Source organism: Caulobacter vibrioides OR37, assembly GCF_000372645.1.
Lineage (GTDB): Bacteria > Pseudomonadota > Alphaproteobacteria > Caulobacterales > Caulobacteraceae > Caulobacter > Caulobacter vibrioides_E.
The window spans coordinates 415510-433746 of sequence record NZ_APMP01000001.1 but is presented as its reverse complement, the minus strand read 5'-3'; the positions used below and the strand labels follow the sequence as shown (position 1 = coordinate 433746).

Below are 18237 nucleotides of genomic sequence, written 5' to 3'. Positions count from 1 at the left end.
GATCATGCTGTCTCGCGTCTTCATCGACCGGCCGATCTTCGCCTGGGTCATCGCCATCATCGTCATGCTGGCCGGCGCCGGCGCGATCACGCGTCTGCCGATCGCCCAATATCCCGACGTGGCGCCGCCACAGGTCTCGGTGCGCGCCACCTATCCGGGGGCCTCGGCCGAGGCGATCCAGAACAGCGTCACCCAGGTCATCGAGCAGTCGCTGACCGGGATCGACGGGATGCTGTACTTCAGCTCGTCCTCGACCTCACGCGGGCAGGTGACGATCACCGTCACCTTCGAGAAGGGCGTCAATCCCGACATCGCCCAGGTCCAGGTTCAGAACCAGGTGCAACAGGCCGTCTCGCGCCTGCCGTCCCAGGTGCAGCAGCAGGGCCTGGTCGTTCGCAAGTCCAACCCCGACAACCTGTTGCTGGTCGGGGTCTACGACTCCACCGACAAGCTGACCAATCAGGACGTCTCCGACTACCTGGTCTCGCATCTGCAAGATGATCTGGCGCGGACGCCGGGCGTGGGCGACATCAACGTCTATGGCGCGCAGTACGCCATGCGCGTTTGGCTGAACCCGCAGAAGCTGGCCAGCTTTGGCCTGACGCCGGGCGACGTCGTCACGGCCATCCAGAACCAGAATACCGAGGTCGCCGCCGGCGAGTTGGGTGGTCAGCCCGTGCCCGACACCCAACTGTTGAACGCCACCGTCACGGCCCAGTCTCGCCTTCAGACACCCGACCAGTTCGCCAAGATCGTGCTGAAAGCCAACAGCAACGGCGCCAATGTCCGCCTCGCCGACGTCGCCCGCGTCGAGCTGGGGGCCGAGAACTACAATGCGCGCAGCCGCGTGAACCAGCATCCCGGCGCCGGCATCGCCGTGCTGCTGGCGCCCGGGGCGGACGCCCTGAAAACCGCGGAGCTGGTCAAGGCTCAGGTCGAGAAGGCGTCCAAGAGCTTCCCGCCGGGCCTCAAATTCGCCTACGCCAACGACACCACCGACTTCATCAAGCTCTCGATCGAGGAAGTGGTGAAGACGCTGATCGAAGCCATCGTGCTGGTCGTGGTGGTGATGTTCGTCTTCCTGCAGAGCTGGCGCGCCACCCTGGTGCCGGCCATCGCCGTGCCGGTGGTTCTGCTCGGCACCTTCGCCGTCTTCTACGTCGCGGGCTTCTCGATCAATACGCTGACGCTGTTTGGCCTGGTGCTGGCCATCGGCCTTCTGGTCGACGACGCCATCGTCGTGGTCGAGAACGTCGAGCGGCTGATGGAAGAGAACCCGGGCATGACCGCGCGGGAGGCCACCGTCCAGTCGATGAAGGAGATCAGCGTCGCCCTGGTCGCCATCGCCCTGGTGCTGTCCGCGGTGTTCCTGCCCATGGCCTTTTTCGGCGGCTCGACGGGCGTGATTTACCGGCAGTTCTCGCTGACCATCGTTTCGGCCATGGTGTTGTCGGTGCTGGTGGCCCTGATCCTCAGCCCGGCCCTGACCACGACGCTTCTGAAGCCTCGCAAGGAGCTGGAGGCGCACGAGGACGACCATTGGCTGGCGCGGACCTTCCCTGGTCCGACGCACATGGTCCGCTCCTGGGGCAAGCGCTTCAACACGGCCTTCGACGACGCCTCGCGCGCCTATCGGAACGCGGTGCGCGTGGTGATCGAACGCAAGGTGATCTTCCTGGCGATCTATGCCGTGGTCGGCGTGCTGCTGGTGCTGCTGTTCGTGCGGTTGCCCACCGGCTTCCTGCCGGTCGAGGACCAAGGCAGCGCCTCGCTGCAGATCCGTTTGCCGGCCGGGGCCACGCAGGGCCGGACCGCCGACGTTCAGCGCCAGGTCGAGCGCTATTTCGCCGAGAACGAAGGCGCCAACATCAAGACCATGTTCACGGTCAGCGGCGGCGGCGGCGGCGGGGTCAACGGCCAGAACACCGGCGCGGGCTTCCTGAACTTCACGGACTGGGACAAGCGCAAGGGCAAGGATAACGCGGCCGACGCCATCATCGCGCGCGCGACGTCGGCGTTCCGAGGCTTCCGCGACGCCCAGGTCTTCGCCCTGCTGCCGCCGGCCATCCGAGGTCTCGGCCAGTCAGACGGCTTCACCATGGAGCTGCTGAATTCGAGCGGCATGTCGCGCGCCGAGTTCAACGCCGCCCGCGACAAACTGCTGGCGGCGGCGAACAACGATCCGGATCTCAGCTCGGTGCGTCTGACCGAGTTGCCGGATGTGGCCACCTTCAAGGTCGATACCGACGCTCAGAAGCTGGCCTCGCTGGGCCTGACCCAGGCCGACGTCAACGCCACCCTATCGACGGCCTGGGGCGGCCGGTACGTCAATGATTTCGTCGATCGCGGACGGGTCAAGCGCGTCTATGTGCAGGGCGACGCGCCCTATCGCTCGCAGCCCTCGGACCTGGGACAGTGGTTCGTGCGGGGATCGTCCGGCCAGATGGCGCCGTTCTCGTCGTTCTCGACCACCTCATGGTCGCAGGCGCCGACGACGCTGTCGCGGTTCAACGGCATCCCGTCCTATGAGTTCAACGGTTCGGCGGGGAACGGCCGTAGCTCCGGCGACGCGATGAACCGGATCCAGGAGCTGGCCAGCCAGATTCCGGGCGTGACGATCGCCTGGTCGGGCCTGTCCTATCAGGAGCGGCTGTCCTCCGGTCAGGCGCCATTGCTCTACGCCCTGTCGCTGCTCGTCGTGTTCCTATGTCTGGCCGCGCTGTACGAGAGCTGGTCCATCCCGGTGGCCGTCCTGCTGGTCGTGCCCCTGGGCCTGGTGGGGGCGGTGTTGGCCGTGACGATCCGGGGCCTGATCAATGACGTCTATCTGCAGATCGGTCTGCTGACGACGATGGGCCTGGCCGCCAAGAACGCCATCCTGATCGTCGAATTCGCCGAGCAGGGCGAGCGGCGCGGTCAACCGGTCATGGAGGCCGCGCTGGAGGCTGCCCGCATCCGCCTGCGTCCGATCCTGATGACCAGCCTGGCCTTCATCTTCGGCGTACTGCCGCTGGCCATCTCTACCGGGGCCGGCGCCAACAGCCGGATCGCCATCGGCACGTCGGTGATCGGCGGGATGCTGACGGCGACGATCCTGGCGATCTTCTACATCCCGCTCTTCTTCATTCTGGTGCGTCGCGGATGGCGGCGGCATCGAGGTCATGGCGCGCCGCCGCCGGCCGCCGCCGGCCAAGAGGAGCTCGCCTGATGCGCCGCCTCCTGACCCTCGTGGCCGCCTCCAGCGTTCTGGCGGCCTGCGCGATGCAGACGCCCTATGCGCGTCCGAAGGCGCCGACCCCGGCGACCCTGCCAACCGGCGGCGTCTATCCGGTTCAGCCCGCCGATGCCGCGCCGCCGATCCGCTATGCCGACGTCTTCACCGATGCGCGGCTGCGCACGCTGGTCGATCAGGCGCTGGCCAATAATCGTGACCTGCGCGCGGCCGCCGACAACATCCTGGCCGCGCGCGCCCAGTACCGCGTTCAGCGCGCCTCTCGCTTTCCCGAGGTGGATCTTTCGAGCCGGTACAATCACGGGGGCGGCGACGGCGCCAGCCCGGCCACCCGCGGCGACGCCTATTCGGCCTCGCTCGGCGTCACCGGCTTCGAGCTGGATCTTTTCGGCCGCGTGGCTTCGCTAACCGAGGCCGCCCGGCAAAGGTATTTCGCCACCGAATACGCCGCCCGAGCGACGCGGCTGATCCTCGTGGCCGACGTCGCCGAGGCTTGGCTGACCTACGCCGCCGACAACAGCTTGCTGCGCATCGCGCAACAGACCGTCGACAACGCCCAGCGCAGCGTTCAATTGACCGACGCTCGCCTGAAGGGCGGCGTCGCGCCGCGCACCGACCTGCGGCAGGCCCAGACGATCCTGGCCGCGGCCCAGGCCGACATCGCCCGCCAGCGCACGGCGGTGGCCAAGGATATCAACGCCCTGCAACTTCTGGTCGGCGCGCCCATCGACCCGGCGCTCCTGCCGACGTCGATCGAGGAGGCCGCGCCGACCCTGACCCAGGTCGCCGCGGGCGTCGGCTCGGACGTCCTGCTGCGGCGTCCGGACATCGCCCAGGCGGAGCATCAACTGCGAGCTCTGGACGCCCAGGTCGGCGCCGCCCGCGCGGCGCTGTTTCCGCGCATCACGCTGACGGGGGCGGCGGGCTATGCCAGCTCGGCCCTCTCCTCGTTATTTCAAAGCGGAGCCTTCAGCTACTCGGCGGGCGGCGGCGTGTCCTATCCGATCTTCCAGGCCGGGGCGGGGAGGGCGGGCCTGGCCTACGCCAAGGCGCAACGCGACGCGGCCCTGGCCAGCTACGAGAAGGCGATCCAATCGGCGTTCCGCGAGACCGCCGACGCCTTGGCGCGCCAAGGCACGATCGACGACGAGCGCGCCGCCGACCAGCTTCAGCTTGACGCGGCCGCCGACAGCTACAGGTTGGCCGACGCGCGCTATCGGGTTGGCAATCAGTCTTTCCTTGCCAGCCTCGACGCCCAACGCACCTACTATTCCGCCCAGAAGACCTTCGTGGCCATCGAGTTGCAGGGCGCGATCAATCGGGTCGATCTCTATCGGGCGCTGGGCGGGGATACGGCCGAGGCGGTCGCGCCGGAATAGACGCCCCCCAACGACAAAAGCGCGCGGACCAAGGTCCGCGCGTCCAAGGCGCTAGCCAGGAGGCCGTCCTAGGCCGAGACTTCCTCGACGGGCCTGAAGCTCGCGGGGTCCAGGCCCTCCGGAACGCCCTTCACATAGAGGCCGTCCGAATGATGGTGGAAATCCTCCACCTCATAGACCTGTCCGGAAAAGACGCCGAGATGGGGCAGATCGACGCCGGTGCGCAGCAGCATGTCGCCCTGGCGAAAGACACGTTCGGTCATGGTGGGCTCCGTTCCACTCGAGGCGCAGCCTGCGGCGCCAGGGCGATAAACCCCAACACACGAATTCGTCAGATGACCAAGGGGAAGGTCTGGCGTCCTCGGTCGCCGGGAGCGAGGAGCCGCGGGGCTATGGCGCGGCGCGCGGCGCGAAGGCGGCTACGAACGTCCTGACCGCCGCGTCGACCTCGGCGTCGACTTCCTGGCGGGTGGGCTCGCTGGAATGGCCGACGAGACGCGACTTGAGCATCCGGTTCTGGCACAGACCGATGAACTGGTGCGCCGCGCTCAGGGGATCGGCGGCGTCGATCAGGCCCTTGTCTCGCATCCGCGCCAGAAAGCCGCCCAGCAAGCGCGCGCCGCGCAAGGGGCCGGCCTCGTAGAACGCCTTGCCTAGCTCCGGCGACCGCTCGGCCGCCGACACGATCAGGCGGAAATGGCGCATATTGCGGTCGGACATGACGTTGGTGACATAGCGTCGACCAATCCGGGTCAAGGCCGCGCTCACATCGTCGCCTTCGTCGTCCAGCAGGTGGAACATCTCTTCGCTCTGCCAGTTACAGTAGCGTTCGACGTGGGCCTGGAAGATTTCTTCCTTACTCTTGAAGTAGTTATAGAGCGTGCTTTTCGAGCCGCCGACCCGCGCGGCGATGGTCGACATCGATGTCGCTTCGAACCCTTCGTTCAAGAAGAGTTCCGCCGCGATGTCCAGAATGGCCTCACGACGCGAGTCGCGGTCTTTGCGGGGCTTGATGTCCATCAAAATATCTCTCGACCGTACGGTACGGTCTCCTTGACGGCGCCGCAAGCGGAGCCTACTTGCTGGCTACGCATATGACTATACCGTACGGTCACATCAAGGTTCTCCCCATGACGACCTTTCCCGCCGCCGCCTCGCGCCGTAACGGACCCTATCTCGCCGCGGCCAGCGCCTTGATCCTAGCCGCCTGCGCCAGTCTGCCCCCGGCTCAGGCGGCGCGGGTCGCCAAGGCCGCATCGGCCTACGAGACCGCCCAGACCCTGATCGCCGCGCCCGTCGCCGACTGGCCGGCGGACGCCTGGTGGAAAGGCTACGGCGACGCCCAGCTGAACGCTCTCGAGGATGAAGCCCTCAAAGGCTCGCCGACGCTGGCGGCCGCCGAGGCGCGTCTGCGTCGCGCCCAGAGCCTGGTCAGCCAGGCCAAGGCCGCCGACCTGCCGCGCATCGGCGCCAGCGCCGACGCCAACGAGGCCAAGCAGAGCTATAATCTCGGCATTCCGGCGCAGTTCGTGCCCCAGGGCTACAACAGCTACGGCCGCCTAGCGCTGGACGCCAGTTGGGAGCTGGACTTCTTCGGCAAGAACCGCGCCGCCATCGCCGCCGCCACGTCGGAGGTCAAGGCCGCCGAGGCCGACGCCGCCCAGGCCAGGCTCACCCTTTCGACCGCCGTCGCCTCGACCTATGCCGAGCTTTCGCGCCTTTACGCCCAGCGCGACGTCGCCGAACAGGCCGTGCGCCTCCGCCAGGAAACCAGCGACCTGGTGGCCAAGCGCGTCGCCAACGGGCTCGACACCAAGGCCGAAAGCGAACAGGCGGCCGCCGGTCCGCCGGCCTCGAAAGCGGAGCTTTCCGCGCTCGACGAGCAGATCGCCCTGACCCGCAACGCCTTGGCCGCCTTGGTCGGCGCGGGGCCGGATCGCGGCCTGGCTATCGTCCGTCCGGCGGCCGCCACGCTGAAGCCCTTCGGCCTGCCCGAGAACCTGCCGGCCAATCTGATCGGCCGACGTCCCGACGTCGTGGCCGCCAAGTGGCGCGCCGAGGCCGCGACCTCGCGGACCAGGCAGGCCAAGGCGGCGTTCTATCCCGACATCAACCTGACGGGCTTCATCGGCTATCAGTCGCTCTATCTCGACAAGCTGTTCGCCAGCGGTTCGGACATCGGCCAGGTCGGGCCGGCCCTGCGCCTGCCGATCTTCGAGGGCGGTCGTCTGCGCGCCGGGCTGCGCGGCGCGGAGGCCGATCGCGACGCGGCTGTCGCCAGCTATGACGGCGCCCTGACCCAAGCCTTGCGCGAGGTCGCCGACGTCGCCGCCAGCCAAAAGGCGTTGACCAGCCGCCTGGCCGACGCCCGCGCCGCCTTGACGGCCAACGAGAACGCCTACCGCATCGCTCGCCTACGCTACGAAGGCCAGCTGTCGACCTATCAATCGGTGCTGCTGGCCGAGCAGTCGGTACTGGCCCAGCGCCGGGTGGTCGCCGACCTGGAAAGCCGCGCCTTCGCCCTCGACATCGCCCTGGTCCGCGCCCTCGGCGGCGGTTTCACCGGCGCCTGAACCCTCCCGACATTCGCACTCTAGGACTTACGAACATGTCCGATCCCGCTCAGCCCGCTCCCGCGACACAGGTCGCTTCCAACGCCAAGCGCCGCCAGCAACTGACCCTGCTGGGCGGGGCCGTCGCCATCGGCGTCGTCGGCTATGGCGCCTGGTGGCTGGCTTTCGACAGCCACTATGTCGAGACCGACGACGCCTATGTCGGCGCCGAGACCGCCCAGGTCACGGCCCTGTCGCCCGGTCCGGTGGCCAAGATCTTCGTCTCGGAAACCCAGGCCGTGAAGGCCGGCGATCCTCTGGTGATCATCGACGACGCCGACGCCCGCATCGCCGTCGCCCAGGCCGAGGCCGCCTTGGGTCAGGCCGAGCGCAAGGTGAAGGGCTATTTCGCCTCCGATACGGCCCTTGCGGGGCAGTTCGAGGCCCGTCAGGCCGATGTGGCCCGCGCCGACGCCCAGATCACCGCCGCGAAAGCCGACGTCGAACGCGCCCGAGTGGACCTCTCGCGTCGCCAGGCCCTGGTGTCGCAGGGCGCCGTGTCGGGCGACGAGCTGACCGCCGCCCAGAACCGCTTCGCCAACGCCCAGGCCGCGCTGAACGCCGCCCAAGCCGTCCGCGCCCAGGCCCTAGCCAGCCGCGACGCCGCCCTGGGTTCTCGCGAAGCCAACACCGTGCTGATCTCTGGCGCTTCCGTTGGTGAGAACCCCGAGGTCCTGGCCGCGCGGGCGCGCCTCGAGGCGGCTCGCCTGAGCCTGGCCCGCACCGTGGTGCGCGCGCCGGTCGATGGCGTGGTGGCTCGCAAGTCGGTGCAGGTCGGCTAGCAGGTGGCGGTCGGCGCGCCGATGATGGCCGTGGTGCCGGTCCGCGAGGCCTATGTCGATGCCAACTTCAAGGAAGTGCAGCTGAAGAAGGTGGTCCCCGGCCAACCGGTCGTCCTGACCTCCGACCTCTACGGCGGCGGCGTGAAGTTCCACGGCAAGGTCAAGGGCCTGGCCGGCGGCAGCGGTTCGGCCTTCTCGCTGATCCCGGCCCAGAACGCCTCGGGAAACTGGATCAAGGTCGTTCAGCGCGTTCCCGTCCGCATCACCCTGGACCCGGCCGATCTCGCCAAGCACCCCCTCCGCGTGGGCCTGTCGATGAAGGCCAAGATCGACGTCGCGAAGTAATCCAGCGTTCGCAAGGAGACGTCCCATGGCGTCCGATCCCTCTCAAGCCTCAGGTCCGCCGCCCATGGCGGGCGGACTGCTGGCTGTCACCTCGATCGCCTTGGCGCTGGGCACCTTCATGCAGGTGCTGGACAGCACCATCGCCAACGTCTCGATCCCCACCATCGCCGGCAATCTGGGCGTCAGCTCCAGCCAGGGCACCTGGGTGATCACCGCCTTCGCCGTCGCCAACGGCGTTTCGGTGCCGCTGACGGGCTGGCTGATGGGCCGCTATGGCGTGGTCAAGACCTTCGTGGCCTCGGTGATCCTGTTCACGATCGCCTCGTTCTTGTGCGGCGTCTCCTGGAACCTGGAGTCGCTGATCTTCTTCCGCATCCTGCAAGGGGCGGTGTCGGGACCCATGATCCCCGGGTCGCAAGCCCTACTGATCATGATCTTCCCACCCAACAAGCGGGGCACGGCCCTGGCGATCTGGTCGATGACCACGCTGGTCGCGCCGATCTGTGGTCCGATCCTGGGCGGCTACATCTCCGATAACATCTCCTGGCCGTGGATCTTCCTGATCAACGTCCCCGTCGGCATCCTTTGCGCGGTCATCTGCTGGCGCAACATGGCCAGCCGCGAGACCCCGACCCGCAAGCTGCCGATCGATCGCACCGGTTTCATGCTGCTGCTGATCTGGGTCGGCGCTTTGCAGGTCATGCTGGACACCGGCAAGGAGGCCGACTGGTTCTCGTCGCCGGCCATCGTCGTGGAGCTGATCCTGGCGATCATCTTTTTCATCGCCTGGGTAATCTGGGAAGTGAACGAGAAGAACCCGATCGTCGACCTGTCGCTGTTCCGCTCCAGCAACTTCGTGATCGGCACGATCGCCTTCTGCCTGGGCTACGCGGTGTTCTTCGGCAACAACCTCTTGCTGCCGCTGTGGCTGCAGACTCGGATGGGCTACATCGCGACCTGGGCCGGTCTGGTGGCCGCGCCCAGCGGCGTGGTGGCGGTGTTCCTGACCCCGTTCATGGCCCGCCTGATGGGCAAGGTGGACGCCCGCTGGATGGCGACGCTGTCTCTGGCCGCGTTCGCTCTGTCGTTCTACATGCGCTCGGGCTACACGCCGGACGCCAACTTCTGGGCGCTGGTCATGCCGATGCTGGTGCAAGGCGTGGCGATGAGCACCTTCTTCATCTCGATGGTGACCATTTCGCTGAACGGCATTCCGCCGCAGCAGACGCCGCAGGCCTCGGGGTTGTCGAACTTCTCGCGGATCACCGCCGGCAGCTTCGCGGCTTCGTTGGCGACGACGATCTGGGATCGGGGCGAGTCCGTGCACCAGACGCGCCTGGCCGAAACGATGAGTTCGGGCAGCCCTGCGTGGATCGACGCGGTCGGCAAGCTACAGGCGACCGGGATGAGCCATCTGCAGGCGGTTGGGGCGGTCACTCAGCAGGTGATCAATCAGGCCTATTTGTTGGCGGCGCTCGACTTCTTCCGCGTCTCGGCCTGGCTCTGCGTGATCCTGATCCCGCTGATCTGGCTGACCAAGCGGGCGATGAGCGGCGGCGGGGCGCACGCCGCGGCCGACTGATCCTGACTGGCGAGCGCGGTCGCGCCGCGCTCGCCATGGGCTTTTAGATCTTTTGGGCGCGCAGGCGCTTCTGCCGATCGATGGTCAGGGCGACCAACGTGGCGACCGCGCCAGAGGCCAGATAGAGACCAACGGCCGGAAGGCCCCAGAAGCTGGCCAGGCTGAGGGCCGCCAACGGGGCGAAGCCCGCGCCGATCAGCCACGACAGGTCCGACGTCAGGGCCGCGCCCGAATAGCGGAAGCGCTTGGAGAACCGCGAGCTGACCGCGCCGGCGGCTTGACCGAAGGACAGGCCCAGGATCGCGAAACCGATCAGCACATAGGCGGTGCGGCCGCCGCTTCCGGCGTCCATCAGGCGCGGCGCGAGAAGGCTGAAGCCGCCGATCAGAATGGCCGAGAGGGCCAGTTGGTTCTGGCGATTGATCCGATCGGCGATCCAGCCCGAGATCATGATGGACACCACGCCCACCAGAGCGCCAACCAGCTCGATCCGCAGGAAGGTTAGGGCTTCGTCGGGCTGGTGCAGCGTCACCCACGACAGCGGGAACACCGTCACCAGATGGAACATGGCGAAGGTGGCCAGCGGGGCGAAGGCGCCGATGATTACGTTGCCGCCCTCGTGGCGGATCAGGTTGGTCAAGCGGGCAGGGCGTAGTTCGCGACGCTCGAACAGGGCGCCGAACTCGTCGGTGGCCACGATGCGCAGGCGGGCGAACAGCGCCACCACGTTGATGGCGAAGGCCGCGAAGAACGGATAGCGCCAGCCCCAGTCCAGAAAGTCCTTGGCCCCCAGGCTCGCGACGAAATAGGCGAAGAGGCCGCTGGCCAGCATGAAGCCGAACGGCGCGCCCAGTTGCGGGATCATGGCGTACCAGCCGCGCTTGTTCTCCGGCGCGTTCAGCGCCAGCAGCGAGGCCAGGCCGTCCCAGGCGCCGGCCAGCGCCAGGCCTTGTCCGACGCGGCAGGCCGCCAGGGCCCAGATGGCCAGAGGTCCAACCGCGGCGTAGCCAGGCAAGAAGCTGATGGCGGCGGTCGAGCCGCCCAGCAGGAACAGCGCGATGGTCAGCTTCACGCCTCGGCCGTGGCGGCGGTCGATCATGCCGAAGATCGCCGAGCCGATGGGACGGGCGATAAAGGCCAGGGCGAAGACGCCAAACGACAGCAGAACGCCCGTCAGTCGATCGACGAACGGGAAGAACAGCTGGGGAAACACCAGCACCGAGGCGATCGCGTAGACGAAGAAGTCGAAGAACTCGGAGGTGCGACCAATCACCACACCGATGGCGATCTCACCGGGGCGGACCCCCTTGTGGTCGGCGTGGAGTCTTCGGGCGTCGCGCTCCAGGCCCGACGACGTGGGGATTACGAATTGCTGAGCCATATGCGTTACGCGCCTTTTCCTGCCGTTCCGTCCCGTCGGTCCCGTCGCCTTTTCGGCGTTCTAAGGCGCAGCATGAGACCAAACGGACGGGTCTGGCAAACGTCTTGAACGGTGTTCGGCTCCGGCGCGCTGCGGGCGGCATTTTTTGACCTAGGACAAACCGTCCAATGTCGCGGCGCGGCGCCATCCATTATCGCGGCCGGCCATGCGTCCTAACCACCCGCCCGATCGTTACTCCCCCATGCAAGCGTTGAAGAAAATCGCCGTCGCGCCGCTCCTGCTGGCCCTCGGCGGCTGCAAGATGGTCGTGATGAACCCCTCCGGGGATATCGCGGCGCAGCAGCGCGACCTGATCATCATCGCCACCGTGCTGATGCTGCTGATCATCGTGCCGGTGATCATTCTCACGCTGCTGTTCGCGTGGAAGTACCGTCGCTCGAACGAAGCGGCGAAGTACGATCCCGATTGGCACCATTCGACGCGACTGGAGATCGTGATCTGGGCCGCGCCGCTGGTGATCATCACCATCCTGGGCGCGGTGACCTGGACCAGCACGCATCTGTTGGACCCCTATCGACCGCTGGACCGCATCGCGCCCGGCCGAGCCGCCGCCACGAAGCCTTTGAAGGTCCAGGTGGTCGCCCTCGATTGGAAATGGCTATTCATCTATCCGGAGCTGGGAATCGCCACGGTCAACGAACTGGCCGCGCCAGTCGACACGCCGATCGATTTCGACCTGACCAGCTCGTCGGTGATGAACTCGTTCTACGTTCCCGCCCTGGCCGGCCAGATCTACGCCATGCCCGGGATGCGGACCCAGCTGCATGCCGTGATCAACAAGCCCGGCGAGTACGAGGGCTTCTCGGCCAATTACAGCGGCGCGGGCTTCTCGGACATGCGCTTCAAGTTCCATGGCCTGAGCCAGGCCGACTTCCAGCAATGGGCGCGGGACGTCCGCGGCGGCAAGGGCGAGCTGAACCGTTCGGTCTATCTCGTCTTGGAAAAGCCGAGCCAGAAGACCCCCGTGCAGCGCTTCGCATCGGTCGATCGCGACCTGTTCGACGCGGCCGTCAATCGCTGTGTCGAGCCTGGCAAGATGTGTCAGCACGACATGATGCGCATCGACGCGGCCGGCGGCCTCGGCATGGCCGGCGTCTACAACGTCACCACCCTGGAATACGACAAGCGCGTCCGGCGCGGGGAGGGCGGTCTGCGCGCGTTCGTCGCCGCGCTCTGCGCCCCGCCCAAAGCCACGACCGCGTCTGTCGCCCGCTGATTCAGCCTAGAGACCTCAATGTCCCCGGATCTCGTCAAATTCCTCTTCGGCCGTCTCACCTGGGACGCCATTCCGTTCCACGAGCCGATCCTGCTCGCCACCTTCGCGGTCGTCGCCCTGGGCGGCGTCGCGGTGCTGGGCCTGCTGACCTACTACAAGGCCTGGGGCTATCTCTGGCGCGAGTGGCTGACCAGCGTGGATCACAAGAAGATCGGGGTGATGTACATCATCCTGGCGATCGTCATGCTGCTGCGCGGCTTCGCCGACGCGCTGATGATGCGGGCGCAGCAGGCGATCGCGTTCGGCGATCACGCCGGCTACCTGCCGCCTCACCACTATGACCAGATCTTCACAGCCCACGGCGTGATCATGATCTTCTTCGTGGCGATGCCGCTGGTGACGGGCCTGATGAACCTGGTCGTGCCGCTGCAGATCGGCGCGCGCGACGTGGCCTTTCCGTTCCTGAACAACTTCAGCTTCTGGATGACGGTCGGCGGCGCGGTGACGGTGATGCTGTCGCTGTTCGTCGGCGAGTTCGCCCGCACGGGCTGGCTGGCCTACCCGCCGCTCTCGAACCTGGCCTACAGTCCCGACGTCGGGGTCGACTACTACATCTGGGCGCTGCAGGTGGCGGGCGTGGGCACCACGCTGTCGGGCATCAACCTGATCGTCACGATCATCAAGATGCGCGCGCCCGGGCTCAGCCTGATGAAGATGCCGGTCTTCACCTGGACGTCGCTGTGCACGAACGTGCTGATCGTCGCGACCTTCCCGATCCTGACCGCCACCCTGGCCCTGCTGACGGCGGACCGTTACCTCTACACGAACTTCTTCACGAACGACTTCGGCGGCAACCCGATGATGTACGTGAACCTGATCTGGATCTGGGGCCACCCGGAAGTCTACATCCTGATCCTGCCGGCCTTCGGCGTTTTCTCGGAAGTGGTGTCCACCTTCTGCGGCAAGCGCCTGTTCGGCTACAGCTCGATGGTCTACGCCACCGTGGTCATCACCATCCTGTCGTACCTGGTGTGGCTGCACCACTTCTTCACGATGGGCTCGGGCGCCAGCGTGAACTCGTTCTTTGGGATCACCACGATGATCATCTCGATCCCGACGGGCGCGAAGATCTTCAACTGGCTGTTCACGATGTACCGCGGCCGTATCCGCTTCGAGACGCCCATGCTCTGGACGGTCGGCTTCATGGTCACCTTCGTGATCGGGGGCATGACCGGCGTGCTGCTGGCCGTTCCGCCCGCCGATTTCGTCCTGCACAACAGCCTGTTCCTGATCGCGCACTTCCATAACGTGATCATCGGCGGCGTGGTGTTCGGCATGTTCGCCGGCATCAACTACTGGTTCCCCAAGGCCTTTGGCTTCAAGCTCAATTCGTTCTGGGGCAAGGTCTCGTTCTGGTGCTGGCTGGTCGGCTTCTGGGTCGCCTTCGCGCCGCTCTACGTGCTGGGGCTGATGGGCGTCACCCGTCGCCTGAACCACTTCGAGGACCCCTCGCTGCAGATCTGGTTCGTGATCGCCGCCATCGGCGCCGTGATCATTCTGTTCGGCATCCTGGCGTTCCTGGTCCAGATCATCGTCAGCATCCGCGATCGCGAGGCGCTGCGCGACGTGACCGGCGATCCGTGGGGCGGCCGCACCCTGGAATGGGCGACCTCGTCGCCGCCGCCGGCCTACAACTTCGCCTTCACGCCGGTCATCCACCAGATCGACGCCTGGTGGGACATGAAACAGCGGGGGTATGAGCGCCCGACCAGCGGCTTCATCCCAATCCACATGCCCGCCAACACCGGCGCCGGCGTGGTGCTGGCCGGGATCAGCACGGTGCTGGGCTTCGCGATGATCTGGCACATCTGGTGGCTGGCGGCGCTGTCGTTCGTGGCGCTGATCGCCTCGACGATCGTCCACACCTTCAACTTCAAACGTGACTACTACATCCCGGCCGAGGAGGTCGTCCGCGTCGAGGACGAGCGCACCCAGGCCCTGCGGAGCCTCGCCTGACCATGGCCTCTCACGCTCAAACCCTGACCGCGGCCGACGCCGATCGGTTCCACATGACCGAGGAGCACCATCCGGAGAACGGGACCCTGCTGGGGTTCTGGATCTACCTGATGAGCGACTGCCTGATCTTCGCCGTGCTGTTCGCGGCCTATGCGGTGCTGGGGCGCAACTACGCGGCCGGCCCGTCGGGCGCGGACCTGTTCGAGCTGCCGGTCGTGGCGGTGAACACCGGGCTGTTGCTGTTCTCGTCCATCACCTACGGCTTCGCGATGCTGTCCGCCCAGGCGGGCCGCAAGACGCCGACCCTGGTCTGGCTGGCGATCACGGGTCTGTTCGGCGCCGGCTTCCTGACGCTGGAGCTGACCGAGTTCGCCCACCTGATTCACGAGGGCGCGGGGCCTCAGCGCAGCGCCTTCCTGTCGTCGTTCTTCACGCTGGTCGGCACGCACGGCCTGCACGTGACCTTCGGCATCATCTGGCTGGTCACCCTGATGGTCCAGGTCGGCCAGCGCGGGCTCGACGAGGCCATGCGTCGCCGTCTGATGTGCCTGTCGATGTTCTGGCACTTCCTCGACGTCATCTGGATCGGCGTCTTCTCGTTCGTCTATCTGCTGGGAGCCCTGAAATGACCGCCGCCGACACTCACGCCCCCGGCGCGCACGAAGGTCACGGCCACGACGCCGGTCACGGCAGCCTGAAGGACTATGTCATCGGCTTCGTCCTGGCGGTGATCCTGACGGCCATCCCGTTCTGGCTGGTCATGGGCCATGTGTTGCCGACCGCTCAGATGACCGCCGTGGCGGTGATGGGGCTGGCGGTGATCCAGGTGCTGGTCCACATGATCTATTTCCTGCACATGAACTCGCGTTCGGAAGGCGGATGGACCCTGCTGGCCCTGATGTTCACCCTGATCCTGGTCGTGATCACGCTGAGCGGATCGCTCTGGGTGATGCACAACCTCAATACCCACATGATGCCGGTGACCGCCCACGACATGCAGCAGATGCCTTGAGGCGGTCCGCGAGCGGCGGCGCCGGGGCTATCCTCTTCATCAGCCTCTGCGCCGTCCTCACCGTGCTGTTCCTGAGCTTGAGCGCTTGGCAGGTTCAGCGCCGGGCCTGGAAGCTTGATCTGATCGCGAGCGTCGAGCGGCGTATTCACGCCGCGCCCGTTCCCGCGCCTGGGCCGGCGACCTGGGCCGGGATCTCCGGCCAAGCCGACGCCTACCGCCGCGTGGCGCTGACCGGCGTCTACGATCACGCCCGCGAGACTCTGGTCCAGGCCGTGACCGAGAAGGGCGCGGGCTTCTGGGTCATGACGCCGTTGCGAGTCGACCAAGGTTTCACGGTCCTGGTGAACCGAGGCTTTGTTCCGGGCGACCTCAGGCTGGCCAGCACCCGGGCGGCCGGTCAGGTAAAGGGGCCCGTCTCCGTCATCGGACTGCTGCGCTTGAGCGAGCCCCATGGCGGGTTCCTACGCGCGAACCGGCCGAGAGAGGGCCGCTGGTATTCCCGTGATGTGCAGGCCATCGCGACCGCGAAGGGTCTTTCCGAAGTCGCGCCGTATTTCGTGGACGCCGATGGCGCGCCCAATCCAGGCGGCTGGCCGCTGGGCGGGTTGACGGTGGTGCGGTTCCCCAACAGTCATCTGGTCTACGCGCTGACGTGGTTTGGCCTGGCCTTGCTGACCGGCGGCGCGGGCGTCTACGTGTGGCGCGAGGCGAGGCGGGAGACGCGACGGGCATGACGCCGACGGCCAGCATGGTGATCTCCGGCGTCTCGGGATGGCTCTCGGGCGCGCGCGCGGCCGAAAACGCCAACGGTCCGGCCGACGCCATCGCCCGCCAGAACATGCTGCAGCTGATCCACCTGCGCTGGATCGCGGTGCTGGGCCAGGTCGTCACCATCCTGGCGGTTCATTTCAGCCTCGGCTTCAAGGTGCCGCTGGCGGCGATGATGCTGGTGCTGGCGGGCCTGGTGGCGTTGAACCTGTTCAGCCTGCTGCGGCTAAAGCGCGGCGCCCCGCTGGGACCGTATGACCTGTTCGCGGCCTTGGCTCTCGATGCTCTGGCCCTGACCGCTCAGCTCTATTTCAGCGGCGGCGCCACCAACCCGTTCACGACCCTCTATCTGCTGCACGTGATCCTCGGCGCGGTGCTGCTGGAGGCGTGGGCGACCTGGGCGATCGTGGCGCTGACCACGTTCTGCTTCGTGATGCTGCTGAGCTTCAATCGGCCGATTATCGCCTCTGGGCTAAGCGATCAGGCCTTTTTCGACCTCTTCCTGATGGGCATGTTGCTGGGCATCGTGCTCGACGCCCTGTTGCTGGTCACCTTCGTCGGGCGGATCAACGCCAACCTGCGTCGACACGACGCGCGGCTGGCCGAACTTCGGCAGCGGGCGGCCGAGGAGACCCACATCGTCCGCATGGGCCTCCTGGCGTCTGGCGCGGCCCACGAGTTGGGCACGCCCCTGGCGACCCTGGACGTGATCCTGGGCGACTGGCGGCGGATGCCGATCTTCGCGGGCAACCCGGAGCTGGCCCAGGAGCTTGAGGACATGCGCGGCGAGGTCCGGCGCTGCAAGTCGATCGTCACCGGCGTTCTGATGTCGGCGGGCGAGGCGCGCGGCGGCGAGGTCCGCGTCAGCACCCTGCGCGCCTTCATGGACGAGGTCGCGGGCGAGTGGCGAGCGACGCGCGGCGATCAGGCGCTGGTCTATGAAACCGACCTCGTCGCCAAGACGCCCATCGCAGCGGAATCCACCCTCAAGCAGGTGATCCACAACGTCCTCGACAACGCCTTGGAGGCCTCGCCCGGCGCGGTGCGGCTCTGGGTCGGGGCCAGCGAGGGCTGGTTGCGGATCCAGGTGGACGACGACGGCCCGGGCTTTACCGATGAGACCCTGGAAAACTTTGGCGCGCCTTACAACTCCACCAAGGGGCGGGCGGGGGGCGGCTTGGGTCTTTTCCTGGTCGTCAATGTTCTGCGCAAGCTGGGCGGCGCGGCGCGGGCCGAGAACCGAACCGAAGGCGGCGCGCGCGTCGTCCTGACCCTGCCGTTGGCGGCCCTGGAGATCGAGGATGGCCGCGATGCCTGACCGCAAGCTGATCATCGTCGAGGACGACGAGAAGTTCGCCGCCACCTTGAAGCGGTCGTTCGAGCGCCGCGATTACGAGGTCGTGCATGTTCGCGGCCTGGATGAGGCCCTGACGGCGCTGGAGACCTTCACGCCGCGCTACGCCGTGGTCGATCTGAAGTTGGCCGGCGAGTCCGGCTTGGCCTGCGTGCGGGCCTTGGCCCAGCGTGACCCGGACATGCTGATCGTGGTGCTGACGGGGTTCGCCAGCATCGCCACCGCCGTCGAGGCCATCAAGCTGGGCGCGCGCCACTACCTGGCCAAGCCTTCGAACACCGACGACATCGAAGCGGCGTTCCATAAGCGCGACGGTGACGTCGACGCCACGATCGGCGAGCGCGCCACCTCGATCAAGAACCTGGAGTGGGAGCGGATCCACCAGACCTTGGTCGAGACCGACTTCAATATCTCGGAAACGGCGCGGCGGCTGGGGATGCACCGCCGAACCCTGGCGCGCAAGCTGGAGAAACGCCGGATCAGCTGATCCGGCGCTCC

The 18237-nt window shown here is 66.8% G+C and carries 16 protein-coding genes; 13 read left to right on the top strand and 3 right to left on the bottom strand.

What is annotated here, in order from left to right; all coding sequences use genetic code 11:
• Positions 1-4: 4 nt before the first annotated feature.
• Both OR37_RS02035 and OR37_RS02030 read left to right on the top strand, forming a co-directional pair.
• Entirely contained in the window at positions 5-3208 is a 3204-nt protein-coding gene (locus OR37_RS02035) for a multidrug efflux RND transporter permease subunit (protein WP_004615485.1), read from the top strand.
• Positions 3208-4611: an efflux transporter outer membrane subunit gene (locus OR37_RS02030; RefSeq protein ID WP_004615483.1), complete on the top strand. Its 1404-nt coding sequence runs from the start codon at positions 3208-3210 to the stop codon at positions 4609-4611. Before OR37_RS02035 ends, OR37_RS02030 begins: the two co-directional genes overlap by 1 nt.
• Before the next feature lie 68 nt (positions 4612-4679).
• On the opposite strand, the gene OR37_RS02025 is transcribed toward OR37_RS02030, so the two are convergent.
• Positions 4680-4874: a hypothetical protein gene (locus OR37_RS02025; protein ID WP_004615482.1), complete on the bottom strand. Its 195-nt coding sequence runs from the start codon at positions 4872-4874 to the stop codon at positions 4680-4682.
• 127 nt (positions 4875-5001) lie between these two features.
• On the bottom strand, positions 5002-5631 hold the full coding sequence (locus OR37_RS02020) for a TetR/AcrR family transcriptional regulator (RefSeq protein WP_004615481.1): 630 nt from the start codon (positions 5629-5631) through the stop codon (positions 5002-5004).
• Positions 5632-5741: 110 nt separating this feature from the next.
• On the opposite strand from OR37_RS02020, the gene OR37_RS02015 reads away from it, so the two are divergent.
• From OR37_RS02015 to OR37_RS02005, 4 genes are read left to right on the top strand one after another with little or no spacing between them, the layout of a single operon-like run.
• Positions 5742-7184: an efflux transporter outer membrane subunit gene (locus OR37_RS02015; protein ID WP_004615480.1), complete on the top strand. Its 1443-nt coding sequence runs from the start codon at positions 5742-5744 to the stop codon at positions 7182-7184.
• A 35-nt stretch (positions 7185-7219) separates the two neighbouring features.
• Complete coding sequence (locus OR37_RS02010; RefSeq protein WP_004615479.1) at positions 7220-8005, top strand: biotin/lipoyl-binding protein; 786 nt, start codon at positions 7220-7222, stop codon at positions 8003-8005.
• Between the two features lie 3 nt (positions 8006-8008).
• Positions 8009-8350 (top strand): HlyD family secretion protein, encoded by a 342-nt coding sequence (locus OR37_RS22370; RefSeq protein ID WP_326929639.1) that lies wholly within the window; start codon positions 8009-8011, stop codon positions 8348-8350.
• A 25-nt stretch (positions 8351-8375) separates the two neighbouring features.
• The gene (locus OR37_RS02005; protein WP_004615477.1) at positions 8376-9932 is read left to right on the top strand and encodes a DHA2 family efflux MFS transporter permease subunit; all 1557 of its coding nucleotides are present in this window, start codon (positions 8376-8378) and stop codon (positions 9930-9932) included.
• A 43-nt stretch (positions 9933-9975) separates the two neighbouring features.
• On the opposite strand, the gene OR37_RS02000 is transcribed toward OR37_RS02005, so the two are convergent.
• Positions 9976-11313: an MFS transporter gene (locus OR37_RS02000; RefSeq protein ID WP_004615476.1), complete on the bottom strand. Its 1338-nt coding sequence runs from the start codon at positions 11311-11313 to the stop codon at positions 9976-9978.
• Between the two features lie 241 nt (positions 11314-11554).
• Here OR37_RS02000 and cyoA point away from each other — a divergent pair, with 241 nt between their 5' ends.
• From cyoA to OR37_RS01965, 7 genes are read left to right on the top strand one after another with little or no spacing between them, the layout of a single operon-like run.
• Positions 11555-12589: a ubiquinol oxidase subunit II gene (gene cyoA, locus OR37_RS01995; RefSeq protein WP_419144050.1), complete on the top strand. Its 1035-nt coding sequence runs from the start codon at positions 11555-11557 to the stop codon at positions 12587-12589.
• Between the two features lie 18 nt (positions 12590-12607).
• Entirely contained in the window at positions 12608-14605 is a 1998-nt protein-coding gene (gene cyoB / locus OR37_RS01990; protein ID WP_004615474.1) for a cytochrome o ubiquinol oxidase subunit I, read from the top strand.
• 2 nt (positions 14606-14607) lie between these two features.
• The gene (cyoC, locus tag OR37_RS01985; protein WP_004615473.1) at positions 14608-15234 is read left to right on the top strand and encodes a cytochrome o ubiquinol oxidase subunit III; all 627 of its coding nucleotides are present in this window, start codon (positions 14608-14610) and stop codon (positions 15232-15234) included.
• Entirely contained in the window at positions 15231-15617 is a 387-nt protein-coding gene (gene cyoD / locus OR37_RS01980) for a cytochrome o ubiquinol oxidase subunit IV (RefSeq protein WP_004615472.1), read from the top strand. Before cyoC ends, cyoD begins: the two co-directional genes overlap by 4 nt.
• Positions 15614-16351 carry an SURF1 family protein gene (locus tag OR37_RS01975; RefSeq protein ID WP_004615471.1) on the top strand — a complete coding sequence of 246 codons (738 nt, stop codon included), beginning with the start codon at positions 15614-15616 and terminating at the stop codon, positions 16349-16351. The genes cyoD and OR37_RS01975 overlap by 4 nt, the downstream gene beginning before the upstream one ends.
• Complete coding sequence (locus OR37_RS01970; RefSeq protein ID WP_004615470.1) at positions 16348-17703, top strand: ATP-binding protein; 1356 nt, start codon at positions 16348-16350, stop codon at positions 17701-17703. Before OR37_RS01975 ends, OR37_RS01970 begins: the two co-directional genes overlap by 4 nt.
• Entirely contained in the window at positions 17696-18226 is a 531-nt protein-coding gene (locus OR37_RS01965) for a response regulator transcription factor (RefSeq protein ID WP_419144049.1), read from the top strand. The genes OR37_RS01970 and OR37_RS01965 overlap by 8 nt, the downstream gene beginning before the upstream one ends.
• The last annotated feature ends 11 nt before the right edge of the window (positions 18227-18237 follow it).